Here is a 16,750-nt window from a genome sequence, read left to right on the forward strand (position 1 = left end):
GGAGCAGCCTCCTATGATCTCAGGTTTCGTTCGGCCGAACCAGCGGCGGGCGTGCGGCCTGCCGCTGCGCGCCGGCCGTACCTTCACTCCTGAAAACTTCCTTGGCGATCTCGCCGATGCCGCCGAGCGTTCCGATCAGCGACGAGGCTTCAAGCGGCATCAGCACCACCTTGCTGTTCGTGGCCGAGCCGATCCTGGTCAACGCCTCGGTATATTTCTGGGCGATGAAGTAGTTGAGCGCCTGCACGTCGCCCTTGGCGATGGCTTCCGACACGACCTGCGTCGCCTTGGCCTCCGCTTCGGCCGAGCGCTCGCGCGCCTCGGCGTCGCGGAAGGCTGCTTCCCTGCGGCCCTCGGCCTCGAGGATCTGCGACTGCTTGAGGCCTTCGGCGGCCAGGATCTGGGCGCGCTTGTTGCGCTCGGCCGTCATCTGGCGGCCCATAGATTCGATCAGATTGGCCGGCGGATTGATGTCCTTGATCTCGACGCGGGTGATCTTGATGCCCCACGGATGCGCCGCCTCGTCGACGACGCGCAACAGGCGCTCGTTGATGGCGTCGCGATTGGACAGCAATTCGTCGAGGTCCATCGAGCCCATGACGGTACGGATGTTGGTCATGGTCAGGTTGAGAATGGCGTTCTGCAGCCCGGCCACCTGATAAGCGGCCTGCGCGGCATTGAGGATCTGGTAGAAGGCGATGCCGTCGACACCGACGATGGCGTTGTCGCGGGTGATGATCTCCTGCGTCGGCACGTCGAGCACCTGCTCCATCATATTCATCTTGGCGCCGACGCGCTCGAAGATGGGGTTGATGATGTTCAGGCCAGGCGTCAGCGTCTTGGTGTACCGGCCGAAGCGTTCCACCGTGTAATTATAGCCTTGCGGCACCGTCTTGATGCCTTTGAAAAGAAGGATGATGACCAGGAAGACAAGAACAATGATGGCAATATCGAAACCGCTGAAGCCCATTTCGTTTCTCCCTCAAAAGGCGGCGACCTCACGGAATCACTTAAGTGTGTTTCCGCAGCGTTACAATCAGGTGATCGGGAATATTGGTTAGCGAAGGCTTTTGCGCACCGGTTTCGAGCCTGTCGGTGAAACCGGTCACACCCAGCCGGAAAGCTCGCGCCGGGCCAGCGCTTCGATGACCGCCATGCCCTCGGCGCTGTCGTTGAGGCAGGGGATGTGCGCAAAATTCTCGCCGCCGGCGTGATGGAAGGTTTCGGCGGCCTCGCGGCCGATCTCGTCCAGCGTCTCGATGCAGTCGACGGAGAAACCGGGATTGACGATGGCGATCGATTTCACGCCGTTCTTGGCCAGTTTCTCGACGGTGACATCGGTGTAAGGCTGCAGCCATTCCTGCGCGCCGAAACGCGACTGGAAGGTGGCGATGAGCTTGTTCTCGTCCCAGCCGAGCCTTGCCCGCAGCAGCCGCGTGGTCTCCAGGCAATGCGTCCCGTAGGGATCGCCCTTGTCGGAATAGGGCTTGGGGATGCCGTGATAGGAGGCGATCACCACCTCCGGCACGAAGTCGAGGGTCGCCAGGTGCTGCTCGATCGAACGCGCAAGCGCGTCGATATAGACCGGTTCGTCATAATAGGGCGGCACGCTGCGGATCGCCGGCGCGCGCCTGATCTTCATCAGCGCGCGAAACAGCTGGTCGTTGGCGGTCGCCGTCGTCGTCGCCGAATATTGCGGATAGAGCGGAAAGGTGAGGATGCGGTCGCAGCCCTGGTCGACCAGCTTCTGAGTGACGCTTGCCGCCGAGGGATTGCCGTAGCGCATCGCCCAGTCGACCACCACATCGGGCAGATCGGTAAGTGCGGCGGCCAGCTTCTGACCTTGAGCGCGGGTGAAAGTGCGCAGCGGCGACTCGTTCATCTCCCGGTTCCAGATACGGGCGTAGTTGGCGCCGGATTTTTTCGGCCGGGTCGTCAGCACCAGTCCATACAGGATCGGATACCAGATCGCCTTGTTGAGCTCGATGACGCGCGGATCGGAGAGGAATTCGCGCAGGTAGCGCCACATCGGCCTGAAGTCTGTGCCGTCGGGCGTGCCGAGATTGACCAGCATGATGCCGATCTTGCCCGGCCTGACCGGCGCGGCATGCGCCGGCGGCAGGCCGACGGCCTTTGCGGCTTTGGCATCGGTGGGGTTGGCAATGGTCATCAACAGTCTCCGGTAGCGCCGCGGAACCTAGCGATGCCCTGCCGGTTTTCAATGCTGCGTCTGGCCGCACCTTATCGCGTCAGGACCTCAAAAAGGAACACCCGCCCGGTTGCCCGGACGGGTGCGATCAGTCCCGGCCCAGGCGTTACTTCGCGGCCGGCGGGATGGTCAGCGTCGCGCCGAGCGGCAGGCGACGCGGCTTATAATCCTTGTTGGCTTCGGAGATGAGCTTCCACTTGGTGGCGTCGCCATAGGCTTTCTTGGCCAGGTCCCAATAGGTATCGCCGGCGGCGATGGTGTGGCTGGTTTCTGCCGGCTTCGCTTCAGCGGACTTGGCGGGTTCGGTGGCGGGAGCAGGGGTTGCCGGCGCAGCCTCGGCAGGCTTTGCCGGTTCCGCGGCCGGCGCCGCGGGCGCGGTTTCGGCCGGTTTCGCGGTCTCGGTGGGCGCGGCCGGAGCGGTTTCAGTTGAAACCGCCGGCGGCGTGCCGGCAATGTCGCTGGAACCGGAAGGCGGAGCCGGCATCGCCGGCTCGCTGTTTGCCGGCGCAGTCTCGGCTGGTTTTGCTGCCCCGGCCGCAGGCGCCTGGGTGGCGGGGGCGGTCTCGGCAGGCTTCGCCGCTTCCGCAGGCTTGGCCGGCTCGGCCGCCGCCGCCGCAAGCTCGGTGATGCGGCCGTCGAGCTTGGGCGTATAGGGACGGTGGGCGCCGAGATAGTCGGCCACCACCTGCTCCAGGCCGGGGCCGTAGTCATAGGCATCGGTCGCCTTGTCGGCGAAAACCTTGTAGCCGTCGCCGCCCTGGCGGACGTAGTTGTTGGTGGCGACGAGGTACTGCTTGTCCGGGCTGATCGGCGTCCAGGCGCCGTTCTCCATCACCTCGACCGATTTGACGCGGCCGGCATTGGGCGCGACGGATCTGTCGAAGGAATATTTGATGCCGGCAACCTGCGGGAAGCGGCCGGCGCCGTCCTCGATCTGGCTGAGGCCGTTTTCAAGGCCCACAACCAGGTCCTTGCCCGAGATCTTGAAAGTGGCCAGCGTGTTCTGGAAGGGCAGCACGGTCAGCACCTCGCCCATAGTCACCGTGCCCTGGTCGATCGAGGCGCGCAGGCCGCCGCCATTCGAGATGACGATTTCGACGCCCTGGCCCTTGGTGCGGTCGAGAATGGCGTCGGAGACGAGATTGCCCATCTCGCATTCGCGCGCGCGGCAATTCTCGCGGCTGCCGTCGATGGCCTTGGTGGTCTCGGCCACCTCCTTGTTCTTCAGCGCCTCGATCGGCGCGCCGAGCTCCTTGATGCGGGCAAGAACGGCGGGATCGGGGGTGATCGACTTGTCGAGATAGATCGGCGCGCCGCTCGCCTCCTTGACGACGCCGTTGTCGTCGAACACGGCCTTGAACTCGCCGAGATATTTCGAATAGGACGCCGCCTGCACCACCGGCACCTTGTAACCGTCGGGGTTGTCGACCATCGTCGGGTATGGTCCCTCGGCCTTCGGATCGGTGTTCGACAGAAGGGTGTGGCTGTGGCCGCCGACCACCACGTCGACACCCGGGATTTTCGCTATGACGTCGCGCTCGCGCCTGTAGCCGATATGGGTGACCGCGATGATCTTGTTGATGCCTTGTGCCTTGAGCTTCTCGACCTCGGCCGTGATCGACTTGACATCGTCGGCGATGGCGATGTTCGGGCCGGGCGAGGCGAGTTCCGGCGTGTCGTTGGTGACGGCGCCGACGATGCCGATCTTCTGGCCACCGACCTCGACGACGATCGAAGGCTTGATCTTGTCCTTCGCGCCGGACTTGTCGTTGGGCACGACATTGGCGCTGACGATCGGGAACTTCGCCTTGTCGAGATAGGGAACCAGCGCGGTCTCGCCGTCGTCGAACTCGTGGTTGCCGAGCGTTACCGCGTCGGGCTTGATCTGATTGAGGAATTCCTCTTCCGCCGCACCCTTGTAGGTGATGTAGAACAGCGATCCCTGGAAGCTGTCGCCGGCATTGAGCAAGAGCAGGTTCTGCCCTTCGAGCTTCTTGCGCTCCTGAGCGATCGCCGTGATCAGCCGGCCGGCGCCGCCGATGCATTCGCCCTTGGTCTCTTCGTCGGCGGAGCAGGTCGACTCGTATTTGTTGTTGCCTTCGATGCGGCTGTGCCAATCGTTGAAATGCAGGATGTTCAGCGTGTAGTCGGCAAAAGACACGCCTGCCGACAGGCCGAGCGCCGAGGCCGACAGGGCTAGGATCGCGGCAATCTTCTTCATCATCGTCTCCCGAATAAGCTGACTTCGAATATGCTTAACGCCCTCGCTTGACTGGAAAATAACAGTCAGCTCCGGTCATGTTCACATCGGGTTCCGGTCGATGCAAGCACAAATCAGGGAGATGTTTGCCGGCACAAAAAAGGACGGCGGCTTGCGCCGCCGGCCCTGTCAGCTGACGATTTGCGAACGCTCAAGCCCGGCGCGTCAGCACGAAATTCTGGCCGGCGGCGCTGGTGCAATTGAGTTGGCTGATGGAGACCATCAGGCAGTTGAAGCTGACCGGCGTCTGGCGGATCAGCGAGGTGCCGTGGATCTCGACCGAGGTCGCTCCGGTCATGGTGTAGCTGCCTTCCGACAGTTTCTGGCCGGTGTCGGTGGCGACGGTGGTGAAGCTGCCGGCCGCGAAGGTCGACAGGCCGGTGCCCTTGGCGTCGATCCAGTTGCCCTCGACGCCCTTCGGCGCCGCCATCGAAGGCTGGTCCGCGGGGCCGGTGGTGGTGCAGGCGGCCGCAGCCAGAAGGCTTGCCGCGGCGCCTGCCGAAAGCAGTTTGCGCGCAATGGTCATTTTGAAAATCCTCTCCTCAGTCCGCCGATACTCAATCGCCCGATTTCCGGGCGATTGCAAGGCGCAGAGGGAGAGCGTCTCCACCGTTTCGCGGAAACGGCGAGCCGCTCTATCCCCTTGTTTTCACACAAATCCGGACGGAAAACCGTTTCACACTTTTCCTCGAATTGCTCCGGTAGGTCCGGCTGCTATCGGACCAGAATGTTGCGGAACTGCCACGGGTCGTCCTTGTCCAGGTCCTCGGGGAAGAGACCCGGCCGGTTATCCAGCGGCGTCCAGTCGGTGTAGTAGCCCCTGACCGGCCCGAGATAGGGAAGTTGCACTTCGAGGCAGCGCCGGTAGTCCATCTCGTCGGCCTCGACGATGCCGGCGGTCGGGTTCTCCAGCGCCCAGACCATGCCGGCGAGCACAGCCGAGGTCACCTGCAGGCCGGTTGCGTTCTGGTAGGGGGCGAGCTTACGCGCCTCGGCCAGCGACAGCTGCGAGCCGTACCAGTAGGCGTTCTTGTCGTGGCCGTAGAGCAGCACGCCGAGCTCGTCGACGCCGTCGACCAATTCATTCTCGTCGAGCACGTGGTGGACGGGCTGCGGCTTGCCGGCGGCGCCGAACATCTCGTCCAGCGACAGCATAGCGTCGTTGCAGGGATGGTAGGCGTAGTGGCAGGTCGGGCGATATTGGACCTTGCCCTTCTTCGAGCGCACGGTGAAGAAGTCGGCGATCGAGATCGACTCGTTGTGCGTCACCAACAGGCCGTATTGCGGGCCGGGCGTCGGGCACCAACTGCGCACGCGCGTGTTGGCGCCGGGCTGTTCCAGATAGATTGCCGCCTTGGAGCCGTGCTTGTGCTTCTTGCCGTTCTTCGGCATCCAGTTTTCATGCGTGCCCCAGCCGAGCTCGGCCGGTTGCAGGCCCTCCGAGATAAAACCTTCGACCGACCAGGTGTTCCAGAACACGTTCATCGGCTTCGGCTTCTTCGTGCGCTGGGTGTCGCGCTCGGCGATATGGATGCCCTTGACGCCGGCCTTCTTCATAAGCCTGGCCCAGGCCTCGCGGTCTTCCTGCGCGGGCTCCGAAAACTCGAGACCAAGATCGGTGGCGAGGTTGACCAGCGCCTTCTTGACGAACCACGAGACCATGCCGGGATTGGCGCCGCACGTGGAGACCGCCGTCGGGCCGCCCGGCTTGTCTTGCTTTTCCTTGATCATCGCCTCGCGCAGCGCATAGTTGCTGCGGCTGGCATTGTCGGCCTCGGCGTCGAAATAGAAGCCGAGCCAAGGTTCGACGACGGTGTCGATGTAGAGCACGCCGAGCTTGCGGCACAATTTCATCAGGTCCACCGAGCCGGTGTCGACCGACAGGTTGACGCAAAAGCCCTGGCCGCCGCCATTGGTCAGAAGCGGCGTGAGCAGCTTCTTGTAATTCTTCTCGGTCACCGCGTCCTGCATGAAGGCGATGCCGCGCTCGTCGAGCAGCTTGCGGTCGGTGTCGCGCGGGTCGATGACCGTCATGCGCGACTTGTCGAACTTGAAATGGCGCTCGATCAGCGGCAGCGTTCCCCGCCCGATCGAGCCGAAGCCGATCATCACGACAGGGCCGGTGATTTCACCGTAAACGGGCCAGTTTTCGTTCGCCATTTTTTCGCACACTCCTTCAAACACGCGCAAAGCCGGGCCTTTTGCCCGACGGCCAAGCGCTACAACCACAGATCATTGTCATAAACCAGCGAAAAGCACCAACCGCCGGCCAGGCCCGGCTGGCACCTTGGTTAAGGCGTGCAGGCCATGCCGCTGAGGAATTCGACCAGCCGGTCGCGGTCCGCGGTCAGGCCCTTGTAGTCGAGTTGTTGCTGGTCGAGAGCCAGGAGCTGCTCCGCGAAGGAGACGGCCAGGGCTGCCCGGTCAGGATGGCGAATGAGCAGCTTGAGCGGATCGAGATGGATGCGGATGGTGAAGAGGATGTCGCGCGACCGGGGAAGCTTGCGCAGCGTCTGGCGTTCGACGCGGATGAAGGCATGGGCTTTGACGTTGCCGTCGGAGAAGCGGCTCGGGCGGTTCGTGGCGCGGTCGGTGCGCTCGATATTGGAGAGCGGATGATAGAGCGCATCGCCGGCCTGGATCGACCAGTTGAAGCGCTCGACCGCCTGGCCCTGCAGGCCGTCGAACATGCGGTTGATGAGCTCGGCCGGCCGCGTGCCGGGTCCGAATCCAGGCACCGGTTTGTGAATCTCCTGCAATGGCTTGCCGAATTTTTCCTGCAGCGACCAAGACGAAGGGAAGCAGAGCGAGCCGGCGGCGAGCCGCCAGCCGTGCTCGCCGCGGCGCATCAGGATCAGATCTTCCTGGACGAGCAGCGAAGCCTTGGCCAGCGGCGCCTCGCGCAGGGCAGGAGGCAGCCTGTCGCTTGCCGTCTCGAAACCGACCGGCTCGACATCCTCTCCGTTGCGACGATGCGTGCCGGGATGCGCGGCTTCGAGATGCGCGACGAGCAGGTCCAGCACTTCGCGCTGAGCCTCGCTTGTGCCGTCTTCCTCGACAAAGACCTTTTCCGGGATTTCCGCATAGAGCCGTTGCTTCTCGGCCAGATGCGGCAGCAGCAATTCATCGACCTCGATCCAGCGGTCGAAGTCGAGCGGTTTCAGCCCGATGGTGAAGAGTTTCGAGGACCCGTCATAGGGCGTGTGGGTCGGCTGGCGGATGATCATGCCTGTTTGGGTGCTATCCAGTTTATGTCTCCGGCGCCGTCAGCCAAGCCGCGCCGGGATCAGCCCGCGCAGCGAGTTGCCGACGAAGATCGCCTTCGCCGCCTGCAGATCGTCGAAGCTGTAGATCGCTTCCACGGCGCGGCCTTCGTCCAGAAGCGCGCCGCGCAATATTCCAGGCAAAAGGCCGCAGTCGAGCCGAGGCGTGGCAAGCGGGCCGTCGCCGAAGTCGGCGAAGAGATTGGTGATCGTGCCCTCGCAGAGCTCGCCGCGCTCGTTGGCCAAAAGCACTTCGTCGGCGCGGGTGGCGAGATATTCGGCGCGCGCCTGCGTGTAGACCTGGCGCAGGCTTGTCTTGTGGCGCAACAGCTTGTTGGCCGAATCGAGCCGTATTCGCGCCAGCTGCAGCCGCCAGACCTTGTCCGCCGGCAGCGCTTCGTAGGCTTGAGCCACGGCCGTCGCTTCGCCATTGCGCCGCAAGGCAAGGCGCACGCGCAAGGCAACTCCGTGTCCGCTAACGGTGTTCGAAAGCACTTCGCCGATCCGTTCAGGATCGCAGTCGAAGCCGAGTTCGGCGGCGGACGCATAAAGTCTCGCAAGGTGGCGCTCGAAGCGCAGGAAGCCCGAGCCAGGCTCCCAGCGCATGGTCTCGATCAGCTCAAAGCCGGCACCGTTCCCGTCGCGAAGCGCGCTTTCAACAGGCACTCCCGATACTCCTCCTCGGCGGTGGAATCGAAGACGACGCCGCCGCCGACATTGTAGACGGCCTCGCCGTCGGCAAAGAGCGAGATGGTGCGGATCGCCACCGAAAAACGCATCCTGCCGCCTGGCGCGATCCAGCCGATGGCGCCGCAATAGACGTCTCGCGGCGCGTCTTCCAGCTCGTGCAGGATTTCCATGGCGCGGATTTTCGGCGCGCCGGTGATCGAGCCGCAGGGGAAGAGCGCGGCGAAGACCTGGCGGATGCCGATACCAGGCAAAAGCCGCGCCCGCACGCGGCTAACCATCTGGTGCACCGTCGGATAGGTCTCGATGCGGAACAGCTCCGGCACGTCCAGCGTGCCGACTTCGCTGATCAGCGAGATGTCGTTGCGCAGGAGGTCGACGATCATCCGGTTCTCGGCCTGGTTCTTCTCGTCGTTGCGCAGGAAGGCCTTCAGCCGGGCGTCTTCGGCCTTGGTCGCGCCGCGCGGCGCGGTGCCTTTCATCGGATGGGTTTCGATCATGCCGTCGGCATCGATCTCGAAGAACAGTTCGGGCGAGCGCGACAGGACGATCGGATCGCCGAGCGAGACCAGCGCACCGTATTTCACCGGCTGGCGTTCGGTGAGCGCGTCGAAGGCCGCAAGCGGATCTCCGGACCACTGCGCACGGACCGGGAAGGTGAGGTTGCCCTGATAGCAATCGCCCTTGCGAATGTGGTTGTGAAGGCGCGCGAAACGGCCGGCATAGTCCTCGGCCGACCAGGCTGCGCGGGCATCGAAGATTGGACCATTGCTGGCTGACGCCCGTGACTGCGGGACCTCCTCCTCGTCCGGCGCATCGAATACGCCGAGGCAAACCAACGGCGCGCGGCGGCCATCGGGCAGCAGCGGCACCAGTTTCGGCTCGAGCAGGTAACCTGCTTCGTAGGAGAAATAGCCCGCCAGCCATTTGCCGGAGTCGGAGGCGGCCTGGGCTCTTTCAAGCGCAGGCCCGAACTCTTCAGCCCCGTGCGCGACGATGATCTCATCCGGCCGATCGAAGACCAGCTGACGAGCGGTCGCGTCGTTGCGGAAAATGGCTGCGGGCAGGGACATGAGCCTCGGATGCGGACAAAAGCGCCGTCGACCGCTCTATATGGGGGTTCGGCGTGGCGCAATCGAGGGAACGGCGTCGAACGGCGCAAAGGCGTCCCGTTGGCGCGGAAGCTTCGGTAGCTGATCCTGCAGGGATGGCGGAAACGCCCGAACTTCGTCATCCACGGGCGGAGCGGACGCGAAAGCGGACGCGTAGACCCGAGGATCCATTCCGTGATCTTAATCGTAGGGTGCTGCGGAGCAGAATTCTGCAGCGTGGCAACGCCTCGACTTCACGGAATGGATCCTATGGTCTGCGCTGCGTCGCTTCGCTCCTCGCTACGCCATAGGATGACGAAGTGGCGGGTGTCTCTGGCCAATGGACGGCGTTTGCGACGCCGGCTAGATGTTCAGGTGTTATTTGCGGTTCCAGCTGTTGGGAACTGCCTGGCAAACTCCGCTTCGTCGCCGGCGGCCAGCAATTTCGCCTGCTCGATCCACTTTTCACGCGCGATGCGGCCGTCGAAATTGAGCACCTCCTCGATGCGTTTGACGTCGGCGGCCGTCCAGGCGGCGATCTGCGCGTAGGTGGTGACGCCCTGGCCTTTGAGCAGCCTTTCATTGACCGGCCCGATGCCGATGAGGCGGCGCAGATTGTCGGCCTTGCCGGACGCGGCCTGCGGCGCTGCCGCCTTCTTTGCCGCGGGCGCTGCCGCCTTCTTTGGCGCGGCCGCCTTGGCCGCCGGCTTCGGTGCCGCTGCAGTCTTCGTTGCGGCCGACTTCTTTGCAGCGGCGGGCTTTGCGGGCCCGGCCTTTGCCGCCGCCGATGTCGTCGACATCAGCGCCGACGGCGCCGGCGTGGCGGCCTTGTCGGCGCCGGCCTTGGCGGCAGGCGCATCGCGCAGCCGGCTTTCGAGATCGGCGCGGGCACGGCCGCTGGCATCGAGCTCGCCCTTCAACCGATCGCTATCGGCGCGCAGCCTGTCGCGCTCGCTTCGCGTGCGGTCGAGATCGCCACGCAGACTGTCGAGCTCGCCGCGCAGACGGCCCCAGATGAACCAGCCGACCAGGATACCCACAACGAACGCCAGGAGCATGTAGAAAAAAGTGCTCATTTCCCTCTCCAGTCCGATCTGTCGGCCGAGGCCCGGAAAGGCGAGCTCACGCCAGGGATCGTCAAAGGTTCCGTGATCGGCGCAATCGCCGGCTTCAATCGAGCCATCGGCGTTTGGCCTTGTCCGAAGCCGACGGCCGTCATCGCATTCGCCGTAGCGGCGCGACCAGCCATCTCTGGCCTGCGCGATGCATCCGGCTGAGCTTGAGGCCGGACGCTATCATATGGCTTGTCGAAAGCCAGTTGAAAAATGCGCCGGAGAGTTATTCAAGAACAGCTATTTAGGGCAAGAATAGATCTTGCTAATATGCGTCTTGGCTAAACTATAGCTGCCGATGCGCCCTTCGTTGCTGTTCACCTCTCGAGCGCTTCCAACTCGTCGATCAGCGAACCGATCACGCCAAGGCCGATCTGCCAGAAAGCGGGATCGGTGGCGTCGAGGCCGAAGGGCGCCAGAAGCTCCGAATGATGCTTCGTGCCGCCGGCGCGCAGCATCTCGAAATACTTCTCCTGAAATCCGCGCTCGGCATTCTGGTAGACGGCGTAGAGCGAATTCACCAAGCAATCGCCGAAGGCATAGGCATAGACGTAGAAAGGCGAGTGGATGAAGTGCGGGATGTAGGTCCAGAAGACCTCGTAGCCCTCGCGCAGCTTGATCGCGGGCCCCAGGCTCTCGGCCTGCACCTCCAGCCAGAATTCGCCGAGCCTGTCCGAGGTCAGCTCGCCGTTCTTGCGCTCGGCATGCACCTTGCGCTCGAACTCGTAGAAGGCGATCTGGCGCACGACGGTGTTGATCATGTCCTCGACCTTCTGGGCGAGCATGGCCTTGCGCTCGCGGCGGTCAGCGGTCTGCTCGAGCAGCGAACGGAAGGTCAGCATCTCGCCGAAGACGGAGGCGGTCTCGGCCAGCGTCAGCGGCGTCGAGGCCATCAGCGCGCCCTGGCCGGCGGCCAGCACCTGGTGCACGCCATGGCCGAGCTCATGCGCCAGCGTCATCACATCGCGCGGCTTGCCCATATAATTCAGCAGCACATAAGGATGCGCCGACGGCACCGTCGGATGGGCGAAGGCGCCGGGCGACTTGCCCGGCCGCACCGGCGCGTCGATCCATCTGCGGTCGAAAAAGCCGCGGGCGATCTCGGCCATGTCGGGCGAAAAGCGCTGGTAGGCGGACAGCACCGTGTCCCTGGCGTCGTCCCAGCGGATCACCGCCTGCGGCGTCTCCGGCAACGGCGCGTTACGGTCCCAATGGTTCATCACCTCCATGCCGAGCCAGCGCGCCTTCATCGCGTAATAGCGATGCGACAGCCGCGGATAGGCCTCGCGCACGGCCGCGGCCAGCGCGTCGACGACGTCGCGCTCGACGCGGTTGGCGAGGTGGCGCGAGTCGGCAATATCCTGGAATCCGCGCCAGCGATCGGAGATTTCCTTATCCTTGGCTAAGGTATTGGTGATGAGGGTGAAGGTGCGCAGGTTCTTGCGGAAGGTCGCCGCGAGCGCTTCGGAAGCACGGTGCCGCACCTCGCCATTGGCATCCTGCAGTCGGTTCAGCGCCGGCTCAAGCGTCAGCTCCTCGCCGTCGACGTCGAAGCGCAGGTCGGTCATCGTCTCGTCGAACAGGCGGTTCCAGGCGCCCCGCCCAGTGACCGACTTTTCGTGGAACAACTGCTCGATGCGATCCTCGAGCTGGTAGGGCTTGTCCTTCCTGAGGTCGAGCACCCAAGGCCGGTAGTGGCCGAAGTCCTTGTCGGCGGCCAAGGCGTTCTCGATCGCCGCATCGTCGATCAGGTTCAGCTCGAGCGCGAAGAACAAGAGATGGGCGCTGGCGTCCGTCATCTTTTCCTGGACGTCGCCATAGAGCTTGGCGCGCTGCGGATCGGCGGTGTTGCCGGCATAAACGAGCCCGGCATAGGAGACGATGCGGCCGATCAGTTCCTCGAGCGCCTCATAGGTTTTCAGCGCCTCGCCAAGCCGGCCGGCGCCGCCGCGCCCGGCCTCGGTGGCCAAAGTGCCCTTCCAGCGGGCTTCGAAGGCAATGGCGTCGCTGGCCGCCTTGGCGATGTCGCGCTTCAACTCGGGCGCTTCCATGCCCGAATAGAGATCGGCGAGATTCCACTCCGGCAGGTCGCCAAGCTCCGCCGCGCCCTGGCCGGACGCTGGGGCCGCAAGCCGCCGGCCAAACATCATGCGCATCGACAATACCTTCTTTGAACCAAGGCCAGAATCAAAGGGAAAGGAGAAGCCGGTCAAATCCTAAGGAATTCGTTCACCGGGTTTTTTGAAACCTTATTTAGAACCCTGTGCCAAGATGATCCATGGGATTTTCTCGGGCGGACAACTCAAACAGTCATGACAGGTTCCATACTCATAGTCGATGACGATCCGGTGCAGCGCAGGCTGGTTGAGGCCGCGTTGACCAAGTTCGGCCACACCGCGATCGTCACGGATAGCGGCGCCGCCGGCCTCGACGTGCTCGACGGGCCGAACGCGCGCGAGGTCTCCGTCGTCATTCTCGATCTCGTCATGCCCGGTCTCGACGGCATCGGCGTGCTGAAGGCGATGCGCGAGCGCGCCATCAACATTCCCGTCATCGTGCAGACCGCCCAAGGCGGCATCGAAACCGTCGTCTCGGCGATGCGGCACGGCGCCTTCGACTTCGTCGTCAAGCCGGCGTCGCCTGACAGGCTGCAGACCGCGATCTCCAACGCGCTCAAGGTGGAAGCCGTCGAGGACGAGATGAAGCGCGCTTCGCGGCGGCGCGGCGGCGGCCACCTCACCTTCAAGGATATGATCACGCGCAGCCCGGCAATGGACCGCGTGATACGCCTCGGGCAGAAGGCGGCGGCCTCCAACATCCCGATCCTGATCGAGGGCGAATCCGGCGTCGGCAAGGAACTGGTGGCGCGCGCCATCCAGGGCAGCGGCGACCGCCGCTCAAAGCCCTTCGTCACCGTCAATTGCGGCGCTATCCCCGACAATCTGGTCGAATCGATCCTGTTCGGCCATGAGAAGGGCTCCTTCACCGGCGCCACCGATAAGCACATCGGCAAATTCGTCGAGGCGAATTCCGGCACGCTGTTCCTCGACGAGATCGGCGACCTGCCGCTCGACGTCCAGGTCAAGCTTTTGCGTGCCGTGCAGGAAGGCGAGGTCGATCCTGTCGGCGGCCGCTCGACCGTCAAGGTCGATATAAGGCTGATCTCGGCCACGCACCGCAACCTTCTACAGCAGGTCAAGGACGGCAAGTTCCGCGAGGACCTGTTCTACCGGCTGAACGTCTACCCGATCTTCGTGCCGCCGCTGCGCGACCGCCGCGACGACATTCCCTACCTGGTCCGGCATTTCATGGAAAAGGTCGCTCCGACAGATCCGCGCCGCCGCCTTGCCGGCATATCGGCCACGGCGCTTGCGATGCTCCAGGCCTATGACTGGCCGGGCAACATCCGCCAGCTGGAGAATGCGGTCTTCCGGGCGTCGGTGCTTGCCGAGGGCGACGTGCTGACCGAGGAAGAATTCCCGCAGATCCGGGCGCAGGTGGAAGGAACCGTGAATCTCGGAGCGGAACCGGGGTCCGCCATCACCGATACGGTTGCGGACACGACTCGCCAAGGGGATGAGACTGTCGCAGATGCAATGGGAGCCGGCTTGTCCGACGGCGAAGCGTCAGCCAGGCCGCAGCCGCGTTTCGGAACGCTTCGCGCGCTCGATGAGCGCGGCAATGTGCGGGCGCTGGCCGACGTCGAGCTCGAGATGATCAAGCTTGCGATCGACCATTACAACGGCCAGATGAGCGAAGTCGCCCGGCGATTGGGCATCGGCCGCTCGACACTCTACCGCAAGTTGAAGGAATATGGCATTGATCCCGAAGCTGGTCGCGTCGACCGGCTTGCCTCATGAGGGGCAAGCCTCGAACCAGCTTGCCTGCCTAAAATCCGAATCAAATTGTCGCTTTTGACCTGAAAACGCTGGGTTTTCAGCGGTTGGCGTTGCCGAGGATCACGCATTAACGCTGACGGTAACAGATCGTGTTCTCGGCGAGACCGGATTCTTGATATAAACCAGCGGTTTACCACGAAATGCTGTGCATCATTTTTGACGGGATATCGCCACGGTGTTACCGCATTTCGGCTTCAATAAACGATGATTAACCATTAGGATCGATATTCGGATGTGAAAACGACGCATCCGTTTGGTCAAATCCGGGGACAAACGGCAGCCTGCAAGGCCATTTGATTTGAACAAAGTCGAACGACACAACAACGGGCGGCATTTTCACATGAGCGTCTGGCCGAGGTGGCTGACGTTCGTGATTTTGGCCGTCGGTTTTCTGTCCGCGGCGACGTCGGGCGCCCGGGCCGAGGTTCGTACGCTCAAGCTCTATCACCTGCACACCCACGAGAAGGCCGAGATCGTCTACAAGCGCAATGGGCGCTACGATCCCGAAGGCCTGCGCAAGATCAACATCATCCTGCGCGACTGGCGCCGCAACGAGCCGACCAAGATGGACCCGCGGCTGCTCGACCTCGTCTGGGAAGCCTATCGCGAAAGCGGCGCGACCGACTATATCCAGGTCGTCTGCGGCTATCGCTCGCCGTCGACCAACGCGCTGTTGCGCTCGCGCAGCCGCGGCGTCGCCGAGAAGAGCCAGCACATGCTGGGCAAGGCGATGGATTTCTACATCCCCGGCGTGCCGTTGAAGAAACTGCGCAACATCGGCCTAAAGATGCAGGGCGGCGGCGTCGGCTATTACCCGACTTCCGGTTCGCCCTTCGTGCATATGGATGTCGGCAACGTGCGCCATTGGCCGGGCATCAGCCGCCAGGAACTGGTCAGCCTGTTCCCCAACGGCAAGACGCTGCATGTGCCGAGCGACGGACGCCCGCTGCCCGGCTATGAGCAAGCAGTGGCAGCGTATCAGGCCCGCAAGGGGGCCGGCACTCCGAACATCGAACTGGCCAGCGCCGGCGGCTCGACCAAGCGCTCCGGCGGCCTGCTTGCGGCCTTGTTCGGCGGCGGTGCCGACGAAGCCGACGACGCCGCCGACGAAAGTGCCCCGGCGCCCCAGCGGAAAGCCGTGAAGCAGGTTCAGGTCGCTACTGCTGCCACGGCACGCGACAGCAATCTTCCGGGCATCGCGATTGTTTCGCCGAAGGATGCCAAGCGCGCCAGCATCCCGCAGATCGCGGATGACGGCGCCGACGAGCAACAGCAGGATACGCCGGAGACGATCATCGCCGCCCTGCCGCCCAAGGAAATCCCGCTGCCCGATTTCGCGCCGCGTCCGAAGGTTGATGTCGGCCAGCAGACGCCGCAGAACGTGCCGTTCGCCATGGCGGATGCCTCGGCGACGACGGAGCAGGCGGTTTCGACTGCGCAGGCGCCGGTGCCGGACAAGGTTCCGTTCGCCACGGCCAGCGCCGCCGAGGCCGCGAGCACCGATCCGGCCCAGGTAGCGGTCAACAACATCCCGCTGCCGACCTGGCGTCCCGACCGCTCGGCGACGCCGGCCGATCTGGTGCCGAAGGACAAGAGCGTGCTTCTGGCGCTGGCCGAAACGGCTTCGCAGGACAAGAGCGCGACCGACGCGTTCTCCGTGCTGCCGACCGCACGGCCGCAGCCCGGCAAGCAGGACGAGGTCAAAGCCGTTCTCGAACAGGCCAATGCCACCGTCGAGGCCGATGGCGTCGGCGGCGCCGAATACCAGCTTGCGTCGCTGACCGAGCCGGAGCCGCGCTCCGCGTTCAACGATCCGTCGGGCGTCGATGCGGCCTCGCCGCGCCAGGCCATTGCCGCGCTCCCGGCCGGGACCGATCCGGCGCAGGCAATTGGCGCCGGCGTGAAGACGACGGCCAAGGAAGCCAGGGCGTCTGCCCACGATCTGAAGCCCGGGCCCAAGGCCATGGTGGTGGCGACGCCGCCGCAAGCCGCGCGCTGGGCGCTGGGCAGCGGCGTCAACATTGCCACGGTATCCGACCCGACGACAGCGCCGCGCTATGCCTACAACATCGTGCATACGCCGCCGAGCGAAGTGTATACGGCCGGCTTCCAGGCGGATGGCGGGGTGCCGGACGCAAGCCGGTTCACCGGTAACGCGGTGAAGTTCCTCTCAATCGCGCGCTTCCAAACGAAATAGGCGAGCCAGCGTGGCCGCTGAAAAGCCGCGTT

The 16,750-nt window shown here is 64.0% G+C and carries 12 protein-coding genes; 2 read left to right on the forward strand and 10 right to left on the reverse strand.

Annotated features, from left to right (window positions below; translation table 11 throughout):
* Nucleotides 1-19 precede the first annotated feature (19 nt).
* From LB552_RS08285 to LB552_RS08330, 10 genes are all read right to left on the reverse strand, one after another.
* Entirely contained in the window at nucleotides 20-970 is a 951-nt protein-coding gene (locus LB552_RS08285; protein ID WP_224543403.1) for an SPFH domain-containing protein, read from the reverse strand.
* Between the two features lie 135 nt (nucleotides 971-1,105).
* On the reverse strand, nucleotides 1,106-2,170 hold the full coding sequence (gene hemH, locus LB552_RS08290) for a ferrochelatase (RefSeq protein WP_224603379.1): 1,065 nt from the start codon (nucleotides 2,168-2,170) through the stop codon (nucleotides 1,106-1,108).
* 145 nt (nucleotides 2,171-2,315) lie between these two features.
* Entirely contained in the window at nucleotides 2,316-4,430 is a 2,115-nt protein-coding gene (locus LB552_RS08295; protein WP_224603717.1) for a bifunctional metallophosphatase/5'-nucleotidase, read from the reverse strand.
* 190 nt (nucleotides 4,431-4,620) lie between these two features.
* Nucleotides 4,621-4,995, reverse strand: coding sequence for a hypothetical protein (locus LB552_RS08300; RefSeq protein WP_224603383.1), 375 nt, complete (start codon nucleotides 4,993-4,995; stop codon nucleotides 4,621-4,623).
* Between the two features lie 188 nt (nucleotides 4,996-5,183).
* Nucleotides 5,184-6,629: a homospermidine synthase gene (locus tag LB552_RS08305; protein WP_224603386.1), complete on the reverse strand. Its 1,446-nt coding sequence runs from the start codon at nucleotides 6,627-6,629 to the stop codon at nucleotides 5,184-5,186.
* 131 nt (nucleotides 6,630-6,760) lie between these two features.
* Nucleotides 6,761-7,696, reverse strand: a complete 936-nt coding sequence (locus LB552_RS08310; RefSeq protein ID WP_224603721.1) for a heme-dependent oxidative N-demethylase family protein — start codon at nucleotides 7,694-7,696, stop codon at nucleotides 6,761-6,763.
* Between the two features lie 39 nt (nucleotides 7,697-7,735).
* The gene (locus LB552_RS08315; RefSeq protein WP_224603724.1) at nucleotides 7,736-8,398 is read right to left on the reverse strand and encodes an aminotransferase class IV family protein; all 663 of its coding nucleotides are present in this window, start codon (nucleotides 8,396-8,398) and stop codon (nucleotides 7,736-7,738) included.
* On the reverse strand, nucleotides 8,347-9,492 hold the full coding sequence (locus LB552_RS08320; RefSeq protein WP_224603741.1) for an aminodeoxychorismate synthase component I: 1,146 nt from the start codon (nucleotides 9,490-9,492) through the stop codon (nucleotides 8,347-8,349). Before LB552_RS08320 ends, LB552_RS08315 begins: the two co-directional genes overlap by 52 nt.
* A gap of 389 nt (nucleotides 9,493-9,881) precedes the next feature.
* Complete coding sequence (locus LB552_RS08325; RefSeq protein ID WP_224603744.1) at nucleotides 9,882-10,586, reverse strand: proton-conducting membrane transporter; 705 nt, start codon at nucleotides 10,584-10,586, stop codon at nucleotides 9,882-9,884.
* A 353-nt stretch (nucleotides 10,587-10,939) separates the two neighbouring features.
* Complete coding sequence (locus LB552_RS08330) at nucleotides 10,940-12,778, reverse strand: M3 family oligoendopeptidase (protein WP_224603747.1); 1,839 nt, start codon at nucleotides 12,776-12,778, stop codon at nucleotides 10,940-10,942.
* 156 nt (nucleotides 12,779-12,934) lie between these two features.
* On the opposite strand from LB552_RS08330, the gene LB552_RS08335 reads away from it, so the two are divergent.
* Nucleotides 12,935-14,482: a sigma-54-dependent transcriptional regulator gene (locus LB552_RS08335; protein ID WP_224603751.1), complete on the forward strand. Its 1,548-nt coding sequence runs from the start codon at nucleotides 12,935-12,937 to the stop codon at nucleotides 14,480-14,482.
* Nucleotides 14,483-14,861: 379 nt separating this feature from the next.
* Entirely contained in the window at nucleotides 14,862-16,718 is a 1,857-nt protein-coding gene (locus tag LB552_RS08340) for a DUF882 domain-containing protein (protein ID WP_224603754.1), read from the forward strand.
* The last annotated feature ends 32 nt before the right edge of the window (nucleotides 16,719-16,750 follow it).

Origin of the sequence: Mesorhizobium sp. CA7, assembly GCF_020165015.1 — a bacterium.
Taxonomy (GTDB): Bacteria; Pseudomonadota; Alphaproteobacteria; order Rhizobiales; family Rhizobiaceae; genus Mesorhizobium.